The organism is Alloalcanivorax dieselolei B5 (assembly GCF_000300005.1).
In the GTDB taxonomy this organism is placed as follows: domain Bacteria; phylum Pseudomonadota; class Gammaproteobacteria; order Pseudomonadales; family Alcanivoracaceae; genus Alloalcanivorax; species Alloalcanivorax dieselolei.
On sequence record NC_018691.1, the window covers coordinates 2,944,119 to 2,961,509 of the forward strand.

Annotated in this window: 17 protein-coding genes; 10 read left to right on the forward strand and 7 right to left on the reverse strand. The window is 63.1% G+C overall.

Annotated elements, in window-relative coordinates; all coding sequences use genetic code 11:
- The first annotated feature begins 10 nt into the window (after positions 1 to 10).
- Both B5T_RS13090 and B5T_RS13095 read left to right on the forward strand, forming a co-directional pair.
- Positions 11 to 1,306, forward strand: coding sequence for a dicarboxylate/amino acid:cation symporter (locus B5T_RS13090; protein WP_014994985.1), 1,296 nt, complete (start codon positions 11 to 13; stop codon positions 1,304 to 1,306).
- A gap of 27 nt (positions 1,307 to 1,333) precedes the next feature.
- Positions 1,334 to 2,122 carry an SDR family NAD(P)-dependent oxidoreductase gene (locus tag B5T_RS13095; RefSeq protein WP_081586877.1) on the forward strand — a complete coding sequence of 263 codons (789 nt, stop codon included), beginning with the start codon at positions 1,334 to 1,336 and terminating at the stop codon, positions 2,120 to 2,122.
- A gap of 95 nt (positions 2,123 to 2,217) precedes the next feature.
- Here B5T_RS13095 and B5T_RS13100 read toward each other — a convergent pair whose 3' ends face one another.
- On the reverse strand, positions 2,218 to 2,739 hold the full coding sequence (locus B5T_RS13100; protein WP_014994987.1) for a DUF2505 domain-containing protein: 522 nt from the start codon (positions 2,737 to 2,739) through the stop codon (positions 2,218 to 2,220).
- 123 nt (positions 2,740 to 2,862) lie between these two features.
- Between B5T_RS13100 and B5T_RS13105 the strand changes: the two genes are divergently transcribed.
- The 6 genes from B5T_RS13105 to B5T_RS13130 all read left to right on the forward strand — a co-directional run bounded on the left by B5T_RS13105 (position 2,863) and on the right by B5T_RS13130 (position 9,512).
- Complete coding sequence (locus tag B5T_RS13105) at positions 2,863 to 4,056, forward strand: saccharopine dehydrogenase family protein (RefSeq protein ID WP_014994988.1); 1,194 nt, start codon at positions 2,863 to 2,865, stop codon at positions 4,054 to 4,056.
- Between the two features lie 95 nt (positions 4,057 to 4,151).
- Positions 4,152 to 4,661, forward strand: coding sequence for a sigma-70 family RNA polymerase sigma factor (locus B5T_RS13110; RefSeq protein WP_014994989.1), 510 nt, complete (start codon positions 4,152 to 4,154; stop codon positions 4,659 to 4,661).
- A complete protein-coding gene (locus B5T_RS13115) occupies positions 4,658 to 5,674 on the forward strand; it encodes a FecR domain-containing protein (RefSeq protein ID WP_014994990.1) in 1,017 nt (338 codons plus the stop codon). The genes B5T_RS13110 and B5T_RS13115 overlap by 4 nt, the downstream gene beginning before the upstream one ends.
- Before the next feature lie 69 nt (positions 5,675 to 5,743).
- Positions 5,744 to 8,164, forward strand: a complete 2,421-nt coding sequence (locus B5T_RS13120) for a TonB-dependent receptor (protein WP_014994991.1) — start codon at positions 5,744 to 5,746, stop codon at positions 8,162 to 8,164.
- A gap of 23 nt (positions 8,165 to 8,187) precedes the next feature.
- Positions 8,188 to 9,324, forward strand: coding sequence for a PepSY-associated TM helix domain-containing protein (locus B5T_RS13125; RefSeq protein WP_014994992.1), 1,137 nt, complete (start codon positions 8,188 to 8,190; stop codon positions 9,322 to 9,324).
- Positions 9,321 to 9,512 carry a hypothetical protein gene (locus B5T_RS13130; protein ID WP_014994993.1) on the forward strand — a complete coding sequence of 64 codons (192 nt, stop codon included), beginning with the start codon at positions 9,321 to 9,323 and terminating at the stop codon, positions 9,510 to 9,512. The genes B5T_RS13125 and B5T_RS13130 overlap by 4 nt, the downstream gene beginning before the upstream one ends.
- A gap of 256 nt (positions 9,513 to 9,768) precedes the next feature.
- On the opposite strand, the gene B5T_RS13135 is transcribed toward B5T_RS13130, so the two are convergent.
- The 6 genes from B5T_RS13135 to B5T_RS13160 form a co-directional block, all read right to left on the reverse strand.
- Positions 9,769 to 11,088: a TRAP transporter large permease gene (locus B5T_RS13135; protein WP_014994994.1), complete on the reverse strand. Its 1,320-nt coding sequence runs from the start codon at positions 11,086 to 11,088 to the stop codon at positions 9,769 to 9,771.
- Positions 11,085 to 11,627 (reverse strand): TRAP transporter small permease subunit, encoded by a 543-nt coding sequence (locus B5T_RS13140; protein WP_041717023.1) that lies wholly within the window; start codon positions 11,625 to 11,627, stop codon positions 11,085 to 11,087. Before B5T_RS13140 ends, B5T_RS13135 begins: the two co-directional genes overlap by 4 nt.
- A gap of 11 nt (positions 11,628 to 11,638) precedes the next feature.
- Positions 11,639 to 12,727: a TRAP transporter substrate-binding protein gene (locus B5T_RS13145; RefSeq protein WP_014994996.1), complete on the reverse strand. Its 1,089-nt coding sequence runs from the start codon at positions 12,725 to 12,727 to the stop codon at positions 11,639 to 11,641.
- Between the two features lie 337 nt (positions 12,728 to 13,064).
- On the reverse strand, positions 13,065 to 13,511 hold the full coding sequence (locus tag B5T_RS13150; protein WP_014994997.1) for an Lrp/AsnC family transcriptional regulator: 447 nt from the start codon (positions 13,509 to 13,511) through the stop codon (positions 13,065 to 13,067).
- Positions 13,512 to 13,574: 63 nt separating this feature from the next.
- Positions 13,575 to 14,450, reverse strand: a complete 876-nt coding sequence (locus B5T_RS13155) for an alpha/beta fold hydrolase (RefSeq protein ID WP_014994998.1) — start codon at positions 14,448 to 14,450, stop codon at positions 13,575 to 13,577.
- The gene (locus tag B5T_RS13160) at positions 14,419 to 15,270 is read right to left on the reverse strand and encodes an alpha/beta fold hydrolase (RefSeq protein ID WP_014994999.1); all 852 of its coding nucleotides are present in this window, start codon (positions 15,268 to 15,270) and stop codon (positions 14,419 to 14,421) included. The genes B5T_RS13155 and B5T_RS13160 overlap by 32 nt, the downstream gene beginning before the upstream one ends.
- A gap of 192 nt (positions 15,271 to 15,462) precedes the next feature.
- Between B5T_RS13160 and xthA the strand changes: the two genes are divergently transcribed.
- A complete protein-coding gene (gene xthA, locus B5T_RS13165) occupies positions 15,463 to 16,284 on the forward strand; it encodes an exodeoxyribonuclease III (protein ID WP_014995000.1) in 822 nt (273 codons plus the stop codon).
- Positions 16,281 to 17,372: an ion transporter gene (locus tag B5T_RS13170; RefSeq protein ID WP_014995001.1), complete on the forward strand. Its 1,092-nt coding sequence runs from the start codon at positions 16,281 to 16,283 to the stop codon at positions 17,370 to 17,372. Before xthA ends, B5T_RS13170 begins: the two co-directional genes overlap by 4 nt.
- Positions 17,373 to 17,391: the final 19 nt, after the last annotated feature.

Consider the following 17,391-nt stretch of genomic DNA (forward strand, 5'->3'; position numbering starts at 1 on the left):
GGGGCACTTTATGAAACTGCATCACCAGATTTTTCTCGCCATGATTTTGGGCGGGCTGGCGGGCTGGGTGACCAGTGAAGATACCCGGATATTGGGCATCGCCGTTATCGAAGCCTATGACCTGATCGGCACGTTGTTCATCAATGCCTTGAAAATGCTGGTGGTGCCCTTGATCACCACCGCCATCATCAGTGGTCTGATCAACGTTGGCCAGGGCAAGAACCTGGGCCGACTGGGCGCCAAGACCGTGCTGTTCTATATGAGCACCAGCCTGATCGCCATTCTGATCGGTTTGTTGCTGGTGAATCTCATCACCCCGGGCATCATCGACGGCGAACCGGCCCGGGACCTGCTGGGCTTCGCCGCCAACACCCAGGACGTGCTACAGAAAATCGAAGGCCGGGGCGCCGGCGAGTTCACTCAGATTCTGCTGCAAATGTTACCGCCCAATCTGGTGCAGGCCGCCGCCGATGGCCAGATGCTGGGGCTGATCGTGTTCTCGCTGCTGTTCGGCTTTTTCCTGCGGACGCTGGCCGGCGCGCCGGGCGACACCCTGCGCAACATGGTCGAGGGGTTCTACGAGGTGATGGTCAGCATCACCATGCTAATCATCCGTTTCGCCCCGTTGGGCGTGTTCGGCCTGATCGCCGCCACCGTCACCCGCACCGGGCTGGACGCCCTGGAACCGCTGCTGTGGTTCTTCTTCACGGTACTCGCCGCCCTGTTCCTGCATGCCTTCGTGGTGATGCCACTGCTGATCCGGGTGTTGGCGCAACGCTCCCCCTGGCGCCATTTCCAGGCCATGTCACCGGCACTGATGACCGCGTTCTCCTCGGCCAGCTCCGCCGCCACCTTGCCGTTGACCATGGATTGCGTGCAAAAGCGGTCCGGTGTTTCCAAGCGCACCGCCAGTTTCGTGCTGCCGCTGGGCGCCACCGTGAACATGGACGGCACCGCGCTGTACGAATGCGCCGCCGCCATTTTTATCGCCCAGGCCTATGGTCTGGATTTGTCCTTCGGCATGCAGTTCGCCATTGTGTTCACCGCCCTGATCACTTCCATCGGCGTCGCCAGCATCCCCGCCGCCAGCCTGGTGGCGATCACCGTGATCCTCGGCATCATCGGCCTGCCGGCGGAAGCGATTGGTTTGATTCTGGTCACCGACCGTATTCTCGACATGTGCCGTACCGCGGTGAATGTGTGGGGCGACAGCGTCGGCGCCGTCCTGCTGGCCCGCAGTGAAGGCGAGGAAAACGTGCTACAAACCCCGATGCGCCAACTGGATGGCCAACGCCATGCGGTGTAGACCCGGCCCGCGGCGCGAGCACCGGCCATGAGTCAGAGTAGCCCCGTGATGCTGATCACCGGTGCCGCCCACGGTCTGGGCGCCGCCCTGGCCCGGGCGGCCGTTGATGATTACCGGCTGGCGCTGCTGGATCGTGATGAACTGGCCGGGCAAACCCTGGCCAACACCTTGCGCGGCCGTACCGGCGAGGTGTTGTTTCTGCATGCCGACGTCAGTGACGAACGCGCGGTGCGCCAGGCGATGGAACGGATACAGCGGCGCTGGGAGCGGCTGGACGTGGTGATCAACAACGCCGGCGTCGCCGACACCGGTCCGTTCGAGGCGCTCGGTAACCACGGCTGGGAAACGCTGTGGCGGACCAATGTAATGGGAACGGTGTACGTGTGCCGGGCGGCGCTGGCGCAGATGAAACGGCAGAACAGCGGCCATTTGATCAACATCGCGGCGCTGGCGGGTATCACCGGGCCGCCTGGATTGAGCAGCTACGCCGCCTGCAGCGGCGCCCTGGTGCGCCTCAGCGAGGCGCTGGCGGCGGAGCTGGCTGGCACCGACATCGCCGTCAGCGTGGCCTGCCCCGACCTGTTCGCCAGCACGCTGCATCAGCGCCTCACCGGCGCCGACCCGCTCAGCCGGGCACGCTTGGAACGGGCCATGCGCCGCGCCGCCGACGACGTTGATACGGTGGCACAAGACATTCTCACCGCCGCCGCCAAACGACCGCTGTATATCTTCCCGCAAGCAGAAGCCCGCCGCGCCTGGCGCCGCAAACGACGCAACCCCATGCGTTTTTTCCACAAGTGGAAAAAACGCAGTTAACTTTATAAGCAGTTGACAGTGGACAGCGAAAACAAGCTTCCCACAGCGGCTAAAGATCGGGCTTTTTTGTCTTTTTCGCTGTCAACTGTCCACTATCAACTGTCAACTGTCTTTTCTTTTATGTACCGCAGCGTGGCTCGATAGTCCCCTTCCAAGGCCTGGTCAAAACGCTGGCCGATCAGTTTTTCCAGTTTGCCGCCCACCAGGGGCACCGAGGAGCGCACCGCCACCTGGGTGATCTGGCGGGATTCGCCGCCGCCATCGCTGCCGGGTAACAGGGTCATGGTGCCGCTGACTTTCACCGGCACATTGCCGAGGGCGAAGCGGTATTCCGCACGGTAGCCGCCTTCCGGCGCCGGGTGCCAGCGGAATTCCGTGGTCAGGTCGGCCCGGGTGGGCAGAAAGCGGCGGGCGAAACCGGGAATTTTATCGGCGCGGATGGCAATCGGCTGGACGATGCGAATCAGCGCGCCGTCCCCGGTCTGCTCAAAGGCATCGAAGCGATAATCCTCCACCCTTCCCCAGGCATAACGCTGCTCGAAAAATGCCTTGCTGGTGAGAATCGCGTACAACGTTTCCACATCCACCGGATAGCGGCGCTCCACCGTCATTTCCATGTTGTCTCCCGAACGTTTTTTCGTATTGGCCAAAAAGCCGGTGTGCAAAGAACTCTATGATGGGCCAGAAACGGCGGGGAAGGTACACTGGAATACCAGTTCTGAACAGGATCGGGGGGCAGCATGAGCGACACACGTCCCTATGCCTTGGTGTTGTACGGCGCCACCGGTTTCACCGGCGGGCTCACCGCCCGCTATCTGAGCTGTCATTTGCCCCGGGATGTCCGCTGGGCCATCGCCGGACGGCACCGTGATCGTCTGGAGAAAATCGCCGCCGCCCTGGAGCAGCGCGGTCACCGTCCGGATCTGCTGATTGCCTGCAGTGACGACGACACCAGCCTTAATGCCATGGCCGCCAGGACGCGGGTGCTGGTCAGTACGGTGGGGCCCTATGTCCGTCATGGTGAACCGCTGGTGCGGGCCTGCATCGGCCAGGGTACCCACTATTGTGATCTCACCGGTGAACCGGAGTTCGTCAATCGTCTGCTGCTGGAGCACCATGCCGCCGCCCGCGACGCCGGCTGTGCCATCGTCAACAGTTGCGGCTTCGACTCCATTCCCCACGACGCCGGCGTGCTGTTCACCATCAACCGGCTGATCCAGGCCCACGGCCGCCCGCTGGACCAGCCGGTAACGGTGGAAGGGGCGCTGACCGCCTCGGCGCAGTTTTCCGGTGGCACCTGGCATTCCGCCCTGGAAGCCTTCGCCCGCCCCGGCGCCAATCGCGACAGCCTGCGCCAGGCCAACGAGCAACTGCGCCGGGACTATCCGAGACAGGTCGCCACTCTGCCTTTCCGGGCCCGACATGACACGGATCTGGGCGGCTGGCTGGCACCGCTGCCGACCATCGACCCGATGGTGGTGCTGCGCTCCGCCCGCGCGCTGGAGCGCTATGGCCCGCAATTCCGCTACGGCCATTATCTGGCCAGCGGCAATCCGCTCAAGCTGGGCCTGGGTGCCGCCGCCGTCGGCGCGCTGATCGGCGCGGCGCAAGTGGGCCCGCTGCGGCGCTGGCTGCTGCAACGCCGCCCCGCTGGCGACGGCCCGGACGCGGCCACCCGTGCCCGCTCCTGGTTCCAGGTGCGGCTGCGCGGTCGTTGCGGAGACAGCGAGGTGCTGTGCCAGGTGTCCGGTGGCGATCCCGGCTATGACGAAACCGCCTGCATGCTCGCCGAAACCGCCATGGCGCTGGCTCTGGATCCGGGCCAACCGCGAGATACCGGCGTCATCACCCCGGTGATGGCGCTGCGCGACCAATTGCTGGAGCGCCTGATCAAAGCCGGTATCCGTTTCGAACAGATCCATGAAACAGCCTGACGGCGGGCCTTCCCCCGATTGCGTGGCGCGCCGCCAGCCCGCATAATGATAACCATTATTATTATCATGATTGGGCATGGGGAAGACGATCCGCGATGGCGAGTAGCGGCCAGTGGCACCAGCAAATCGATCGGCTTTATGGCGACCACCAGCGCTGGCTGGTGAGCTGGTTCCGTCGCAAGCTCGGCTGCCATCAGCGTGCCGATGACCTCACCCACGACACTTTCATGCGCCTGCTGGTACGCCGGGAGGCCATCACCGTGCGCGAGCCGCGCGCCTTTCTCACCACCCTGGCCAGCCGGGTGCTGTCCAACCACTGGCGCCGCGAGCAAGTGGAAGCCGCTTACCTGAAGAGTCTGGCGGCGCTGCCCGAGGCGCAGGCGCCCTCGCCGGAGGAGCACGCCCTGCTGCTGGAAGCCTTGCACCAGGTGGACCGGATGCTGGGCGACCTGCCGTTGCCGGTGAAGCGCGCTTTTCTTTACGCCCAGTTGGACGGCCTCACCCATCAGGCCATCGCCGACAAGCTGAACCTGTCGATCAGCACGGTGAAGCGCTATCTGATTCGTGCCTCCGCCCAATGCTACTTCGCTCTGGAAAGTGCATGAGTGAGTCCTGGTCCGCCGACGCCGAGGAAGGGCTGCCCACCCCGCCGGACATTGCCAAGGAGATTGCTCGGCAGGCGGTGGAATGGCTGGTGGAGTGGCAATCCGGTGACATGACCGCCGACCGCCAGGAGGCGTTTCGCCGTTGGCACCACGCCAATCCGGATCACCGCCGCGCCTGGCGGCACATCGAGCAGGTCAACCAGCGCCTGCGCGATCTCGGCGGGCCGCACCGGGCGCCGCTGGCCCGGGCTACCCTGCTCACGCCTCCCCTCTCTTCCCGGTCGCGCACGCGCCGGCGTGTGGTGCAATCGCTGGTCGCCGCCTTGTTTCTCGGTGGCGGCGCCTGGAGCACCCGTGATGCCTGGCCGGTGTGGCGGGCGGACTTGCGCACCGCGGTGGGCGAGCGTGCCACCCACCGGCTCGAGGACGGCACCGAACTGACACTGAATACCGACAGCGCCGTGGATGTGCTGTTCGACGATCACGAACGGCGGCTGCGCTTGATTGCCGGCGAAATCATGGTCACCACCGGCCAGGACCGCCGCCCGCTGGTGGTCGAAACCGGGCAGGGAGAACTGCGCCCTTTGGGCACCCGCTTCACGGTGCGGGTCCTGGAGGATGCCATTCGTCTCAGCGTGCTCGAAGGCGTGGTGGCGATCCATCCCCGCGACCAGGGGTACCAGGCCGCCAGGGTGCCAGCCGGCCAGCAGCGGCGCTTCAACGCCTTTGGCGTGGCGCCGGCGGCTCCGCTGGACGACAACGCCGCGGCCTGGACCCACGGCATGCTGGTGGCCAGCAACCAGCGTCTGGCGGATTTCCTGGCGGAACTGAGCCGCTACCGCAGTGGCTCTCTGAGTTGCGATCCGGCGGTGGCGGACCTGCGCCTGTCCGGCACCTATCCGCTGGCCGACAGCGACCAGGTACTGACCGCCCTGCCCGGCATCCTGCCGGTGGAAGTGCGCTTCCTGACCCGCTATTGGGTACGGATTTTGCCAAAATCGTCTTCCGGGTGAGCTGTTTTCGGAAGCTCACGGGACATAAGAGGTAAACCCACTTATCTCTCCCTTGATCCGGAGTCCCTGATGCCCGTTTCGTTGACCTCCCTTGCTTGCCGGTCCCTTCCCTCCCTGGGACGGTCCCTGCTGGTTATCCTCAGTCTGGGCCTGCCGCTGCTGCCCGTTGCCGCGCAGGCCCAGAGCGCCGCTGCCAATACGGAAGCACGGCAGCGCTACAGCATCCCCGCCGGGCCCCTGGAAGCGGCCCTGAACCGCTTTGGTCAACAGGCGCGGATCCTGCTGTCGTTCTCTCCCGAGTTGGTAAAGGATCTGCGCAGCCCCGGCCTCAAAGGCAGCTATACGGTGGCGGATGGTCTCCAGCACTTGCTGGCGGGCACGGCGTTGCAAGCACGCACCAACGGCCAGGGCGGCTATCGAATCCAACCGGCGACGTCACGTCTGGCGCCGATCGACGTCAGCGCCGATGTCCCGGTCTCCAGCGCCGCCATGCCGGTGCCGGTGTACGCCGGCGGTCAGGTGGCCAGCGGCGGCCGTGTTGGCGTGCTGGGCGACATGGATATGATGGAAGCGCCGTTCAATATCACCGCCTACACCGCCGAACTGGTGGACGATCAGCAGGCGCGCAGCGTCGCCGATATCCTGGTCAACAACAGCGCCGCGGTACGTCTCACCGGCGCCCGGGGCGACCTCAACGACAGCTACACCATTCGCGGCTTTCCGGTGAACAACCATGACGTGGCACTCAATGGCGTCTATGGCCTGCTGCCCTATTGGCGGGTACCGATTGAGTTCGCCGAGCGGGTGGAACTGATCCGCGGCCCCAACGCCCTGCTCAACGGCATGGCCCCCAGCGGCAGCGTCGGCGGCGCCATCAACGTGGTGCCCAAACGGGCGGCGGCGCAGCCGCTGACCCGGCTCAGCGTGGACTACACCTCCGACAGTCAGGTCGGCACTCATGTGGATGTGGGGCGACGGTTCGGTGACGAAAAGCGTTTCGGCGTGCGCTTCAACGGCGTCTATCGTCAGGGTGACACCGCTCTGGAAGACCAGAGCCGGGAATTCCCGTTGATGACTCTGGCGCTGGATTATCAGGGCGAGCGTTTGCGACTGTCCTCCGATCTGCTGTTCCAGAAGGAGAAACTCAACGGTGTGATCCGGCCGATCCAGGTGGCGGAAGGCGTGTCGATGCCGGACGCACCGGACGCCGATCGCCTGTTCGGCATGAAAAACTCCTACTCCGACGCCCAGACCTTATCCATCGCCAACAACGCCGAGTACGACTTCAATGACCATATCACCGGCTTTCTTACCTTCGGTGGTCGCGAAAATGAATGGGACACCGAAGCCGCCAATGTTGTGGTTACCGATGGGGACAGCGGCGCGTCGAACTTCGGCTCCGCGCGCCAACGCGCCGAACGGCGCACCCTGGTGGCCCAGACGGGCCTGCGCGGGCGCTTCGCCACCGGCGCCGTGAACCATCAGTGGTCGGTGAGCGTGAATCGTCTTAAACATCGCGAAGGCGTCGTTTATCAATTTGGCGCACCGGTAAGCGGCAATCTCTACGATCCAGCCAGGGATCTGGAGGTGGACTACTCCTCCCTGGATGGCCACATCCCCACCACTCAGGAATACGTATTCAGCGGTCTGACTCTCACCGATCGCTTGTTGATGCTGGACGACCGCCTGCAATTGACCCTGGGAGCTCGCCGTCAGTGGATCAAGACTGATAACTACGACCAGAACACCGGCGCCAAAACCAGCGACTACAACGAACAACTGTGGACGCCCCTGATTGGCCTGGCGGTGATGCCACTGAACAACCTGACCTTCTATGCCAACGCCATCCAGGGGCTGAGTCCCGGCGATGCCGCGCCGCTCACCGCCAGCAATCCAGGCACCATTCTGGCCCCCTATAAAACCAAACAGTTCGAAGTAGGCGCGAAGTACGACAGCGGCCGGTTTGGTGCCACCCTCGCCGCTTTCCAGATCAAAAAACCCAGCGCCTACGTGAACAGTGACAATGTTTTCAAAGCCGATGGCGAACAGCGTAATCGGGGCGTTGAAGTGAGTCTTTTCGGTGAGCCCGTGAAGGGCCTGCGCGTACTTTCCGGCCTGAGTTATATCCAGCCTCGCCTGACCGATACCCAGGGCGGCGACAATGACGACAACGATGCCCCCGGCGTTTCCCGCAAGCAAGCCAACCTGGGTTTCGACTGGGACCTGTCCGGCCAAATCAGTCTCGGCGCCCGCTGGATTTACACCGGCGAAGCTTATCTGGACGCCGCCAACACCCGCACTATTCCCGACTGGCACCGGGTGGATCTGGGCGCCCGCTATCGTCTCAATCTTTCCGGCACGCCGGTGGTGCTGCGCGCCAATCTGGAAAACGCGCTCGGCGAGGATTACTGGCAAGGGGCGAGTGGCTATGAAGGGGTGAACATCGGCGTGCCGCGCACCTTCACCCTGTCCGTGACCATGGATCTGTAAGGCCACCGGCGGAGATAAGAACCATGACATCCCGAGCTTTTCGCATCTGGTCCTTCGTGCACAAGTGGACCAGCCTGGTCGCCACCGTCTTCATGCTGATGCTGTGCCTGACCGGTCTGCCGCTGATCTTTCATCATGAGATCGAACATCTGACGCTGCCGGAACTGGAAACCCTGCCCGAGGACCACACGGCGGTGCCGGTACAGAGCATCATCGACCGGGCGGACCGCAACCGCCCGGATGAACACGTCCTCTATGCGTTCTTCGACGACGAGGATCCTCTGGTCATCGTAGCCACCGGCGCCTCGCCGATGAGCGCCCCGGAAACCTTCCACTACCAGACCTTCGATCTGCGTAATGGCCGGCAACTGCAGGTGGCCCAGCCCACGGAAGGCTTCATGTATGTAATGAGGCGTCTGCACGTGGACTTGTTCGCCGCGCTGCCGGGCATGCTGTTCCTGGGATTGATGGGACTGCTGGTGATGATCGCCATCGTCAGCGGCGTGGTGCTGTACGCGCCGTTCATGCGCAAACAGCCTTTTGCCACGGTACGTACTCAACGCAGCCGGCGTCTGCGCTGGCTGGATCTGCACAACCTGCTGGGCATCGTCACCGTGGTCTGGCTCGCGGTGGTCACCCTGACTGGAATGATCAATACCCTGGCGGTGCCCATCGAGCGCATGTGGCAGGCCAGCGAGCTGGCGGCGATGAGCGCCTCCCATCGGGACCGGCCGGTGCCGGAACACTACGCCGCCGCGGACCGGGTTACCGGCGAAGTGCGGGCCGCTTTCCCGAACAGCCATCTGCTCACCCTGGCCTTTCCCGGCACGCCGTTCGCCAGCCCGCATCACTACGGCGTCTATCTGGTGGGCAATACCCCGGTGACCAGCCGCGTGCTGACTCCGGTGCTGGCGGACGCCGCCAGCGGCGAGATCACCGCCACCCGCGCCATGCCCTGGTACGCCCAGACCCTGTTTCTGTCACAACCGCTGCACTTCGGTGACTACGGCGGCCTGCCGTTGAAACTGCTGTGGACGGTGCTGGATCTGATCACCATCGTGGTGCTCGTTAGCGGATTGTACTTGTGGCTCGGCAAAAGACGCGGCAACAAACGAGCCACGGAAGAAGAACCGGATTACCTGCTGGAGGACACCGCATGAACACGCAGCAACGAGCCGTGGCAAAACCCACCGGGTTATGGGGCATTTTCCGCATCCCGTTCTGGATCGGTGTGATCAGCGCGGTGGGGCTGGTGTCCGCCCTGCTTGCCGACGGCGTGTGGGATGCCTTGTCCTGGCTGTGCCTGGCGGTGCCGGTCATCATCGCCCTGCGTCCGCGGCGCGTCTGATCCGTCGCGGTCCTTCCCCGTATGAAGCACCGTTGTGGGCCAACTGGCTTATGCGCATCGCTACTAAAGCAGCTTCCCACAGACCGAACTACGAAGCCTCTGTAGGAGCCAGCCCTGCTGGCGAATCTTTTCTTTGTGCCCTATTCGCCAGCAGGGCTGGCTCCCACAGCGGCCTTGTAGCGACTTCTAATTTCATGTTCCCGAGGTCCGGCGCTTGCGAAAAGAACCGCGATCTTTTTTGTGCAAGGCCGGCGAATCACCAACCGATGGCCTTGGGCAGCCAGGTGGCCACCTCGGGTACGAAAAACAGGATCATCACCGCCAGCATCTGCAACAACACAAACGGCAAGGCACCGAGATAGATGTGACGGGTGGTGATCCCCGGCGGTGCCACACCCTTGAGGAAGAACAGCGCCCAGCCAAACGGCGGCGTCAGGAACGACATTTGCAGATTCATCGCCACCAGCGTCGCCAGCCACACCATGTCGGTGCCGTAGCCATGGAACACCGGCAGAAACATGGGCAACGCGATATAGGAAATCTCGATCCACTCGAGAAAGAAGCCGAGCACGAACAACAGCAACATCAGAAACAATACGGCGCCGATTTCGCCCCCGGGCAGCAGCGCGAACAGCTCATGCACCAGGTTATCGCCTCCGAGCCCACGGAAGGCCAGCGCGAAGGGCTGAGCGCACAACAGGATGAAGAACACCATGGCGGTGATGGTCAAGGTGCCGTGCAGCGTTTCGCGTAGCAACGTGGCGTTCATACGGCGGGCGGCGAGCGCGATCAAGGCGCTGCCGAGCGCCCCCATGGAGGCCGCTTCGGTGGGCGCGGCGATACCGGCGATGATCGATCCCAGCACCGCCATCATCAGCAGCAACGGCGGTAAAACGGTACGCAGCAGGTCACGGCCCAGCCCGCCCGATGTCGCCCGTTCCCCGGCGGGAATCGCCGGCACCCAGGATGGCCGCCACCGGCCCAGTATCAGCAGAAACACGACGTACACCAGCGCCAGCACCAAGCCGGGCAGGAACGCCGCGGCGAACAGCGTGCCCACCGATTCACCGACGATCTCGGCAAGCAGAATCAGCACCAGACTGGGAGGAATGATTTGCCCCAGCGTGCCCGACGCGCAGATTGTGCCGGAGGCGATGGACGGGGCGTAACCGCGACGCATCAGCGTCGGCAGGGTCAGCATCGCCACGGTCACCACGGTGGCGCCGACAATACCGGTGGACGCCCCCATCAGCACGCCGACAATGACGATGGCGATGCCCATGCCGCCATTCACCGGCCCCATCAAACGGCCGATGGTTTCCAGCATATCCTCCGCCACCCGCGATTTTTCCAGCATCACGCCCATGAACACGAACAGTGGGATCGCCAGCATGGTGTAGTTGGTGACCACGCCGTAGAGGCGCGCGGGCAACAGTGAAAACAGCATGGGACCGAAGCCGATGAAGCCGACGGTGAATCCCGATACCGCCAGTGAAATGGCCACCGGTACGCCGATCATCATCAGCGTCAGAAAGCCGCCGATCAGTGCCAGTATCAACCACTCATTACCGCTCATGGGCGGGGCTCCCGGCTATCCTCGGGTGCTGCGCGGGAAAACAACCGCGCCCCGGCACGCAGCACGTCGATCAATCCCTGCAACGCCAGTAACGCGAATCCCAATGGAATGAATACTTTGAGCAAATAGCGGTAAGGCAGGCCGCCAGGATCCGGCGATCCCTCACCGGTGTGATAGGACTGCATCACATAGGGTATCGCCAGCGTGGCGATAAGTACGCCGACGGCCAGGGTTAGCAGACTGGCGAGCAAATCGATCCCTTCACGCGTGCGCGGCCCGAAGCGTTCATAGAGAAAATCCACCCGCACATCCGCACGGTGATAGACCGCGTAGGCCATGCCGAGCAACGCGATCGGCGAGACCAGATGCCATTCGGCTTCCTGCATGCCCACCGGGCTCCAGGACAACACATAACGCAGCAGCACATTGGTGGCGACCAGAACCACCAGCATCAGCACGGCGGCACGGGCCACCCAGCCTGCGGCCCGCACCACGGGCTCAAGGCGGTTCACTACAAAACGGTTCAACAACCCATCCATCAGCAAGGCTCTCACAGCATCATGAAGGCTTTTTCGCTCACCGCTGCCCAGGACTCGTGTTTGCCACGGAAATCCATGAAGGCGTCGTGCACCTTGCGTGTGGTCTTATCCGCCTTGGCCAGACTTTCCAGGGTTTCGGCGGTGACCTCCTTCAACTTCGCCACCACGTCCGCCGGCAACGGGCGGGCATCGACGCCTTCATTGGTGACCAGGTCGGTAAGGGCATCGGCGTTGACCGCTTCACACCAGGCGTGGCTCTCCACATTGCATGCCTGCGCGGCGGTCCGTACCACCGCCCGCAGGTCCTCGGGCAGGCTGTCCCAGGCTTTTTTGTTGATGATCAGTTCGGTGACGTTGGTCGGCTCGTGCCAACCGGTGGTGTAATAGTATTTGGCCGCCTTGTGCAGCCCGAGACGCCGGTCCTGATAAGGACCAACAAATTCGGCGGCGTCGATCACGCCCCGTTCCAGCGCCGGAAAGATTTCCCCGCCGGGCAACAGGCGCACGGTCACGCCAAGCTCGGCGTAGACCCGGCCCGCCAACCCCGGGATACGCATCTTGAGCCCATCCAGATCACCGACATTTTCAATCGGCTTGCGGAACCAGCCCGTCATTTGAGTACCGGTGTTGCCCATGGGCATGGCCACCAGCCCGTGCTCGGCGTAGATCTGGTTCCATAATTCGAGGCCGCCACCGTGGTAAATCCAGGCGTTCATGCCCTGTGTGTTCATACCAAAAGGGACCGTGGTGAAGTACTGCGCGGCGGGAATTCTGCCGGCCCAGAAATAGGCATTGGCCGCGTTCATCTCCACCAACCCCTTGGACACCGCGTCAAACCCTTCCATGGCGGGAATCAATTCGCCAGCGGCGAAATGCTGGATCTTCAGACGCCCGCCGGAAAGGATTTCCACTTTCTTGCAAAAGTCAGTGGGGCTGCCCGGCCCCTGCACATAGAACGGCGCGCCCGGCGGGTAGGCGTTGGTCATCTTCCAGTTGAAGGTGGTTTGCGACTCCGCCCGAACGATGGCGGGGGCGCCCAGTATCGCACCGGACGCGGCGGCCCCGGCGGTGGCGAGGAACTTGCGGCGATTCAGGGTCATGGTGGTCTGCTCCTGTTTCCGTGATCAGCGCCCGAAGGCATTTGTAATGCCGACCTCAGCAAGGCTCATGCCAAACCATAGCTAACCGTAACGCTATGATTTTTATCTTTTTTCTTTTACGGCGAGCCATTCTCCATGAGCACCGGCATCGCCCAGTACGGAGCCGGACAACCGCACAAACGAATGACAAATGGCGTATCACCACGGGCCGGGAAGCCATTTGTCATCTGGCGGCAAACATTGGTGTCCGATCGTCAGTCCGGGGGCCGCCATCGCTGACAGATGTATGGCGCGCACCGCTTGAGTACCCGCGCACCCGCACAGTGCGAAGCCGACGCTACAGACGCGGGCCGCCACGCCGGTGCTTGACGCGGGACATCAGCATTTTGCAGTCGACGGAGAGGACCTCCGGACGGTTGAAGATGCGGCGGCGGGCAAAGGCGTCAAAGCTTTCGAAGCTGTCGGTGAGGGTGTGAATATGCAGGCTCTGCAAATCACTCATGATGTAAAGGCTGACCACTTCCTGGCAGTCCGCCAGTTCCTGGGACACCGTTTCCAACTGCGCCGGCGCCACTTTCAGATCGATAAAGAGGGAAATCACCTTGCCCAGCTTCTCCGGATTGACCACGGCGGAGAATTGCTCAATGACGCCGCTGGTCACCAGCCCCTGTACCCGGGTGCGGGCATGGGCACGGGAAATACCGAGCTGGCGGGCGATATCGGCGTAGGAGGCGCGCGCGTCCTTGATCAGGATATTCAGCAGAGCACTGTCGAGTTTGTTCATGACCGGTCCACATCACCATGTGCCACCGGTCATGCAGGGTTCATGCCCTTCGGACCGCCGGGCTCAATCGCCGGATCTCTCCAGATCCAGGAAAGCGCGGATCCGTGCCGCCACCGGCTCCGGCGTGTCCATGTGCAGATGATGCCGTCCCGGCAGAACAACTTTGCGGCCATCCTTGAGCCACTCGAAGCGATGCTCGAACTTCGCTTTCCCGGCCAACCCCTGCTCACCCAGAATCACCATGGTGGGCGCTTCAATGGCACGGACAAAGCCCTCCACCTGCTCCTCGGTAAAGCGCACCGAGGAAGCGATGCGCAGGCGCATGTCGGTACGCCAGGTCCAGCCGCCTTCCACCGCCACCAGACCACGTTCGCACAGCAGCCGCGCGGACTCGGTTTCCAGACCACCGAGCGCCGGCTGGCGTACCGCCACGGCGTCGTCGATGTGACGGTAAACCGGCTTGCGCTTCTCCGGCAGGGTGTGCATTTGATCGATGGCGGTGCGCAGTGTGCTGGCCACTTCATTGGCGGGCGTGGCGGGCGGGCCCAGTCCTTCGATCAGCACCAGTTTGCTGACCCGCTCGGGGAAAGTGGCGGCGAACAGGCAGGCCACGCCGGCGCCCATGGAATGCCCCATCAGCACGAAACGGTCCCAGCCCAGTTGATCGGCCACTGCCAGCACGTCACGCACATGGTCCACGTAATGGGTGGCCAGCTCCGCCGGACGGTGCTCGGAATGGCCATGGCCGGCGAAGTCCAGCGCCACCATGGGCCGGTGCAAATGCGCGGACAGCGGCAGATAGGAAGCGGCATTGTCGAGCCAGCCATGCAGCGCGAGAATCGGTTCACCCTCGCCATCCCAATACAGCGCCGCCAGGGTTTGTCCGTAGGCGGAAAAGCGGCGTTCTTCAGGCACTCTTTTGGTTGGCGGGGAGGGCATGCTCGGCTCCGGTCAGTTCCACGATCAGTTCCCGCACCATTTCAGCGGTACGCTCCGGGTATTGCAACGGGTACATGTGCCCTCCCGGCGAGAACAGCCGGCGCAGACGGTGACGGCGCGCGTGACGCCCGCCGCTGTGATGAAACGGCGGCGGCGAATCCTGGCCGGTGACCAGGGCGCCGGGCACCTTGAGGCGGGGCATGCGCGTGAGGCCGGTGGGGACCTCACGGAAGATCGCCACTTCGATTGCCGGGCGGAAGCGCAGCCGCCAGCCGTCACCGTGACGCTCCAGACCGGCCCGCAGATAATCCCGCAGACAGCGCGGATCGAACGCCTTGAAGAAGCCACGGGAGCCGAAATAGCTCTCCACGTCCTCCCAGTTATCCCAATGATCGAGCCGGGTTTTGCTGAGGCCGGCGGGGGTGAACCTGTCCTGCAGGCCCAGCGCCTTGATGCCGCGCATGAGCACGCCCCGGAACCCGTTGGCCATGGGCGGATCCAGCATGATCAGCGCCTTGAACCAGTCCGGGTGGCGCTGGGCCACGTGAAACATCAGCACCGAGCCCATGGAATGGCCCAGACCGATCAGCGGCTTGGGCAGATCCCGCATCCACTCTTCCAGCTCCAGGCTCAGGCTTTTCCAGTCGGCGTCCACCGGGAAGCGCGCATCGTGCGCCAGACACTCGATAATCCGCACGTCATAGTGCGCCGCCAGCGGCGCCAGGAAAGTGTCGTAACTGTGACCGGGCACACCGTTGGCATGGGCGAACGCGAGCGTGGTTTTGCGCCCGGCTTCACCGGTGTTATCGGTATCCGTCATGTATGAACCTCAGAACCAGCGTGGCGAGCCGGACATCATAGCCACACCAACGGGGAAACACATGGACCGATTACGACATCATGGGGGGCGGATTCGGTCAGATGGGGGCCCAGCGCAACCCATGCCCGCTCGTGTACAATGCCCCGATGGCCGACGGCCGCCAGCGGCCGGGTATTGATCCGAGGAAAAGGCATGACTCTGATTTCTTTCAACATCAACGGTATTCGCGCCCGTCTGCATCAGTTGGAGGCGGTGATCAACAAGTACCAGCCGGCACTGATCGGTCTGCAGGAAACCAAGGTTCAGGACAGCGAGTTTCCCGAGCAGGCGGTGCGGGATATGGGTTATCACCCCTATTATTTCGGTCAGAAGGGCCACTACGGCGTTGCCCTGATCACCCGCGAGCCGCTGGCGGATATTCGCTATGGCTTTCCCGGCGATGACGAGGACGCGCAAAAGCGCATGATCATCGGCCGTCTGCATGATCGCGACGGCGCGCCGGTGACGGTGCTCAACGGCTACTTTCCGCAGGGCGAGAACCGCACCCACCCGACCAAGTTCCCGGCCAAGCAGAAGTTCTACGAGGACCTGCAACAGTATCTGGAAAGCGAACACAGGCCGGATGAGCAGTTGGTGATCATGGGCGATTTCAATATTTCCTCCACCGATCTGGATATCGGCATTGGCGAGGACAATCGCAAACGCTGGCTGCGCGAAGGCAAAACCAGCTTCCTGCCGGAAGAGCGCGAATGGTGGCAGCGGCTGGTGGACTGGGGTCTGGTGGATACCTTCCGCCACCTGAATCCGCAAACCAACGACGTGTTCTCCTGGTTCGATTACCGCTCCAAGGGCTTCCACCGTGATCCACGACGCGGCCTGCGTATCGACACCCTGCTGGCGACCCGGCCGTTGCTTGACAAGCTCAAGGACTGCGGTGTGGATTACGACATCCGCGCCATGGAAAAACCCTCCGACCATTGCCCGGTGTGGAGCCGCTTCGACCCGATCTCATGAACGTGCGTCTGAATCTGAAACAGCTGCGTCCGGATCTGGACAGCCTGGGCTATCTGGTCGATCTGGCGATGATCGGCCTGATTCTGCTCAATCTGGGACTGATCCTGTTCGACTGGCTGTTCCGCATCCCCGCCGTGCAGGATTTTCTGCACATGCTGTCACCGGCGTTTTTCGGCTTCTACCGGGACACCGTGCACGCCAATTTTCTCGAGATCGACCTCTGGTTCGTGGCGATTTTCCTTACCGAGTTCGTGATTCGCTGGGGCGTCGCCATCGGCCGGCGCACCTACCATCGCTGGTTCTTCTACCCGTTCGCGCATTGGTACGATCTGCTCGGCTGTATCCCGGTGGGCAGCTTCCGCTGGTTGCGGATCCTGCGTGTGATCAGCCTCATGTACCGGCTGCAGAAGCGGGGCGTGGTGGATTTCACCGAGACCTATCTGGGCCGCACCGTGCTCAAGTATTACCGGATCCTGGTGGAGGAGATTTCCGACCGGGTGGTGATCAACATCCTGGAAGGCGCCCAGCGGGAGATCGTCAGCGGCGGCCAGTTGATGCACCGTATTGAGCAGGACGTGCTGCTGCCACGCCGCGACGAGTTGGTGGACTATCTCGGCGGACGCATCGCCGATGCCACCCGGCGCAGTCACGACCAGTACCGGGACCAACTCGGAGATTATCTCAGCCATCTCACCAACGAGGCGGTGAACCGCACCCCGGCGGGCCGCCGGCTGGCGGCGATTCCGGTGGCCGGCCCCCGGGCCGTCGCCCTGCTCGGCGAGACCGTGCGCGATGCCGGCGACGCTCTGGTGGAGCAATTGGTGGAGGACATCAGCGCGCCGGCCAACCGCGAGAGGCTGGATCGTCTGATCAATGATCTGATCAATACCGCCACCAGCGGCCAACAGCAACAACTGAATACGCTGATTCGCGAAACCCTGCTCGATATTCTCGAGGAAGTGAAGGCGCAAATTGCCGTGCAGCATTGGAAACACGAGGAAGCGGATGAGCGCATGCTCGAGGAGAAGCGCCGGCAGCAAGCCCGCCAAGCGCGCCGTGAAAGGCGCGAACGGGAAGCCGGGCAATAATGGGCGAGAATGCGGGTTG

What these genes read in the sequence shown, in the direction of transcription:
- B5T_RS13140 (WP_041717023.1), bottom strand. Translation starts at nt 11,627, where the DNA reads ATGGATGGGTTGTTGAACCGTTTTGTAGTGAACCGCCTTGAGCCCGTG.
- B5T_RS13115 (WP_014994990.1), top strand. Translation starts at nt 4,658, where the DNA reads ATGAGTGAGTCCTGGTCCGCCGACGCCGAGGAAGGGCTGCCCACCCCG.
- B5T_RS13105 (WP_014994988.1), top strand. Translation starts at nt 2,863, where the DNA reads ATGAGCGACACACGTCCCTATGCCTTGGTGTTGTACGGCGCCACCGGT.
- B5T_RS13135 (WP_014994994.1), bottom strand. Translation starts at nt 11,088, where the DNA reads ATGAGCGGTAATGAGTGGTTGATACTGGCACTGATCGGCGGCTTTCTG.
- B5T_RS13150 (WP_014994997.1), bottom strand. Translation starts at nt 13,511, where the DNA reads ATGAACAAACTCGACAGTGCTCTGCTGAATATCCTGATCAAGGACGCG.
- B5T_RS13120 (WP_014994991.1), top strand. Translation starts at nt 5,744, where the DNA reads ATGCCCGTTTCGTTGACCTCCCTTGCTTGCCGGTCCCTTCCCTCCCTG.
- B5T_RS13090 (WP_014994985.1), top strand. Translation starts at nt 11, where the DNA reads ATGAAACTGCATCACCAGATTTTTCTCGCCATGATTTTGGGCGGGCTG.
- B5T_RS13100 (WP_014994987.1), bottom strand. Translation starts at nt 2,739, where the DNA reads ATGGAAATGACGGTGGAGCGCCGCTATCCGGTGGATGTGGAAACGTTG.
- B5T_RS13095 (WP_081586877.1), top strand. Translation starts at nt 1,334, where the DNA reads ATGAGTCAGAGTAGCCCCGTGATGCTGATCACCGGTGCCGCCCACGGT.
- B5T_RS13170 (WP_014995001.1), top strand. Translation starts at nt 16,281, where the DNA reads ATGAACGTGCGTCTGAATCTGAAACAGCTGCGTCCGGATCTGGACAGC.
- B5T_RS13125 (WP_014994992.1), top strand. Translation starts at nt 8,188, where the DNA reads ATGACATCCCGAGCTTTTCGCATCTGGTCCTTCGTGCACAAGTGGACC.
- xthA (WP_014995000.1), top strand. Translation starts at nt 15,463, where the DNA reads ATGACTCTGATTTCTTTCAACATCAACGGTATTCGCGCCCGTCTGCAT.
- B5T_RS13160 (WP_014994999.1), bottom strand. Translation starts at nt 15,270, where the DNA reads ATGACGGATACCGATAACACCGGTGAAGCCGGGCGCAAAACCACGCTC.
- B5T_RS13130 (WP_014994993.1), top strand. Translation starts at nt 9,321, where the DNA reads ATGAACACGCAGCAACGAGCCGTGGCAAAACCCACCGGGTTATGGGGC.
- B5T_RS13155 (WP_014994998.1), bottom strand. Translation starts at nt 14,450, where the DNA reads ATGCCCTCCCCGCCAACCAAAAGAGTGCCTGAAGAACGCCGCTTTTCC.
- B5T_RS13110 (WP_014994989.1), top strand. Translation starts at nt 4,152, where the DNA reads ATGGCGAGTAGCGGCCAGTGGCACCAGCAAATCGATCGGCTTTATGGC.
- B5T_RS13145 (WP_014994996.1), bottom strand. Translation starts at nt 12,727, where the DNA reads ATGACCCTGAATCGCCGCAAGTTCCTCGCCACCGCCGGGGCCGCCGCG.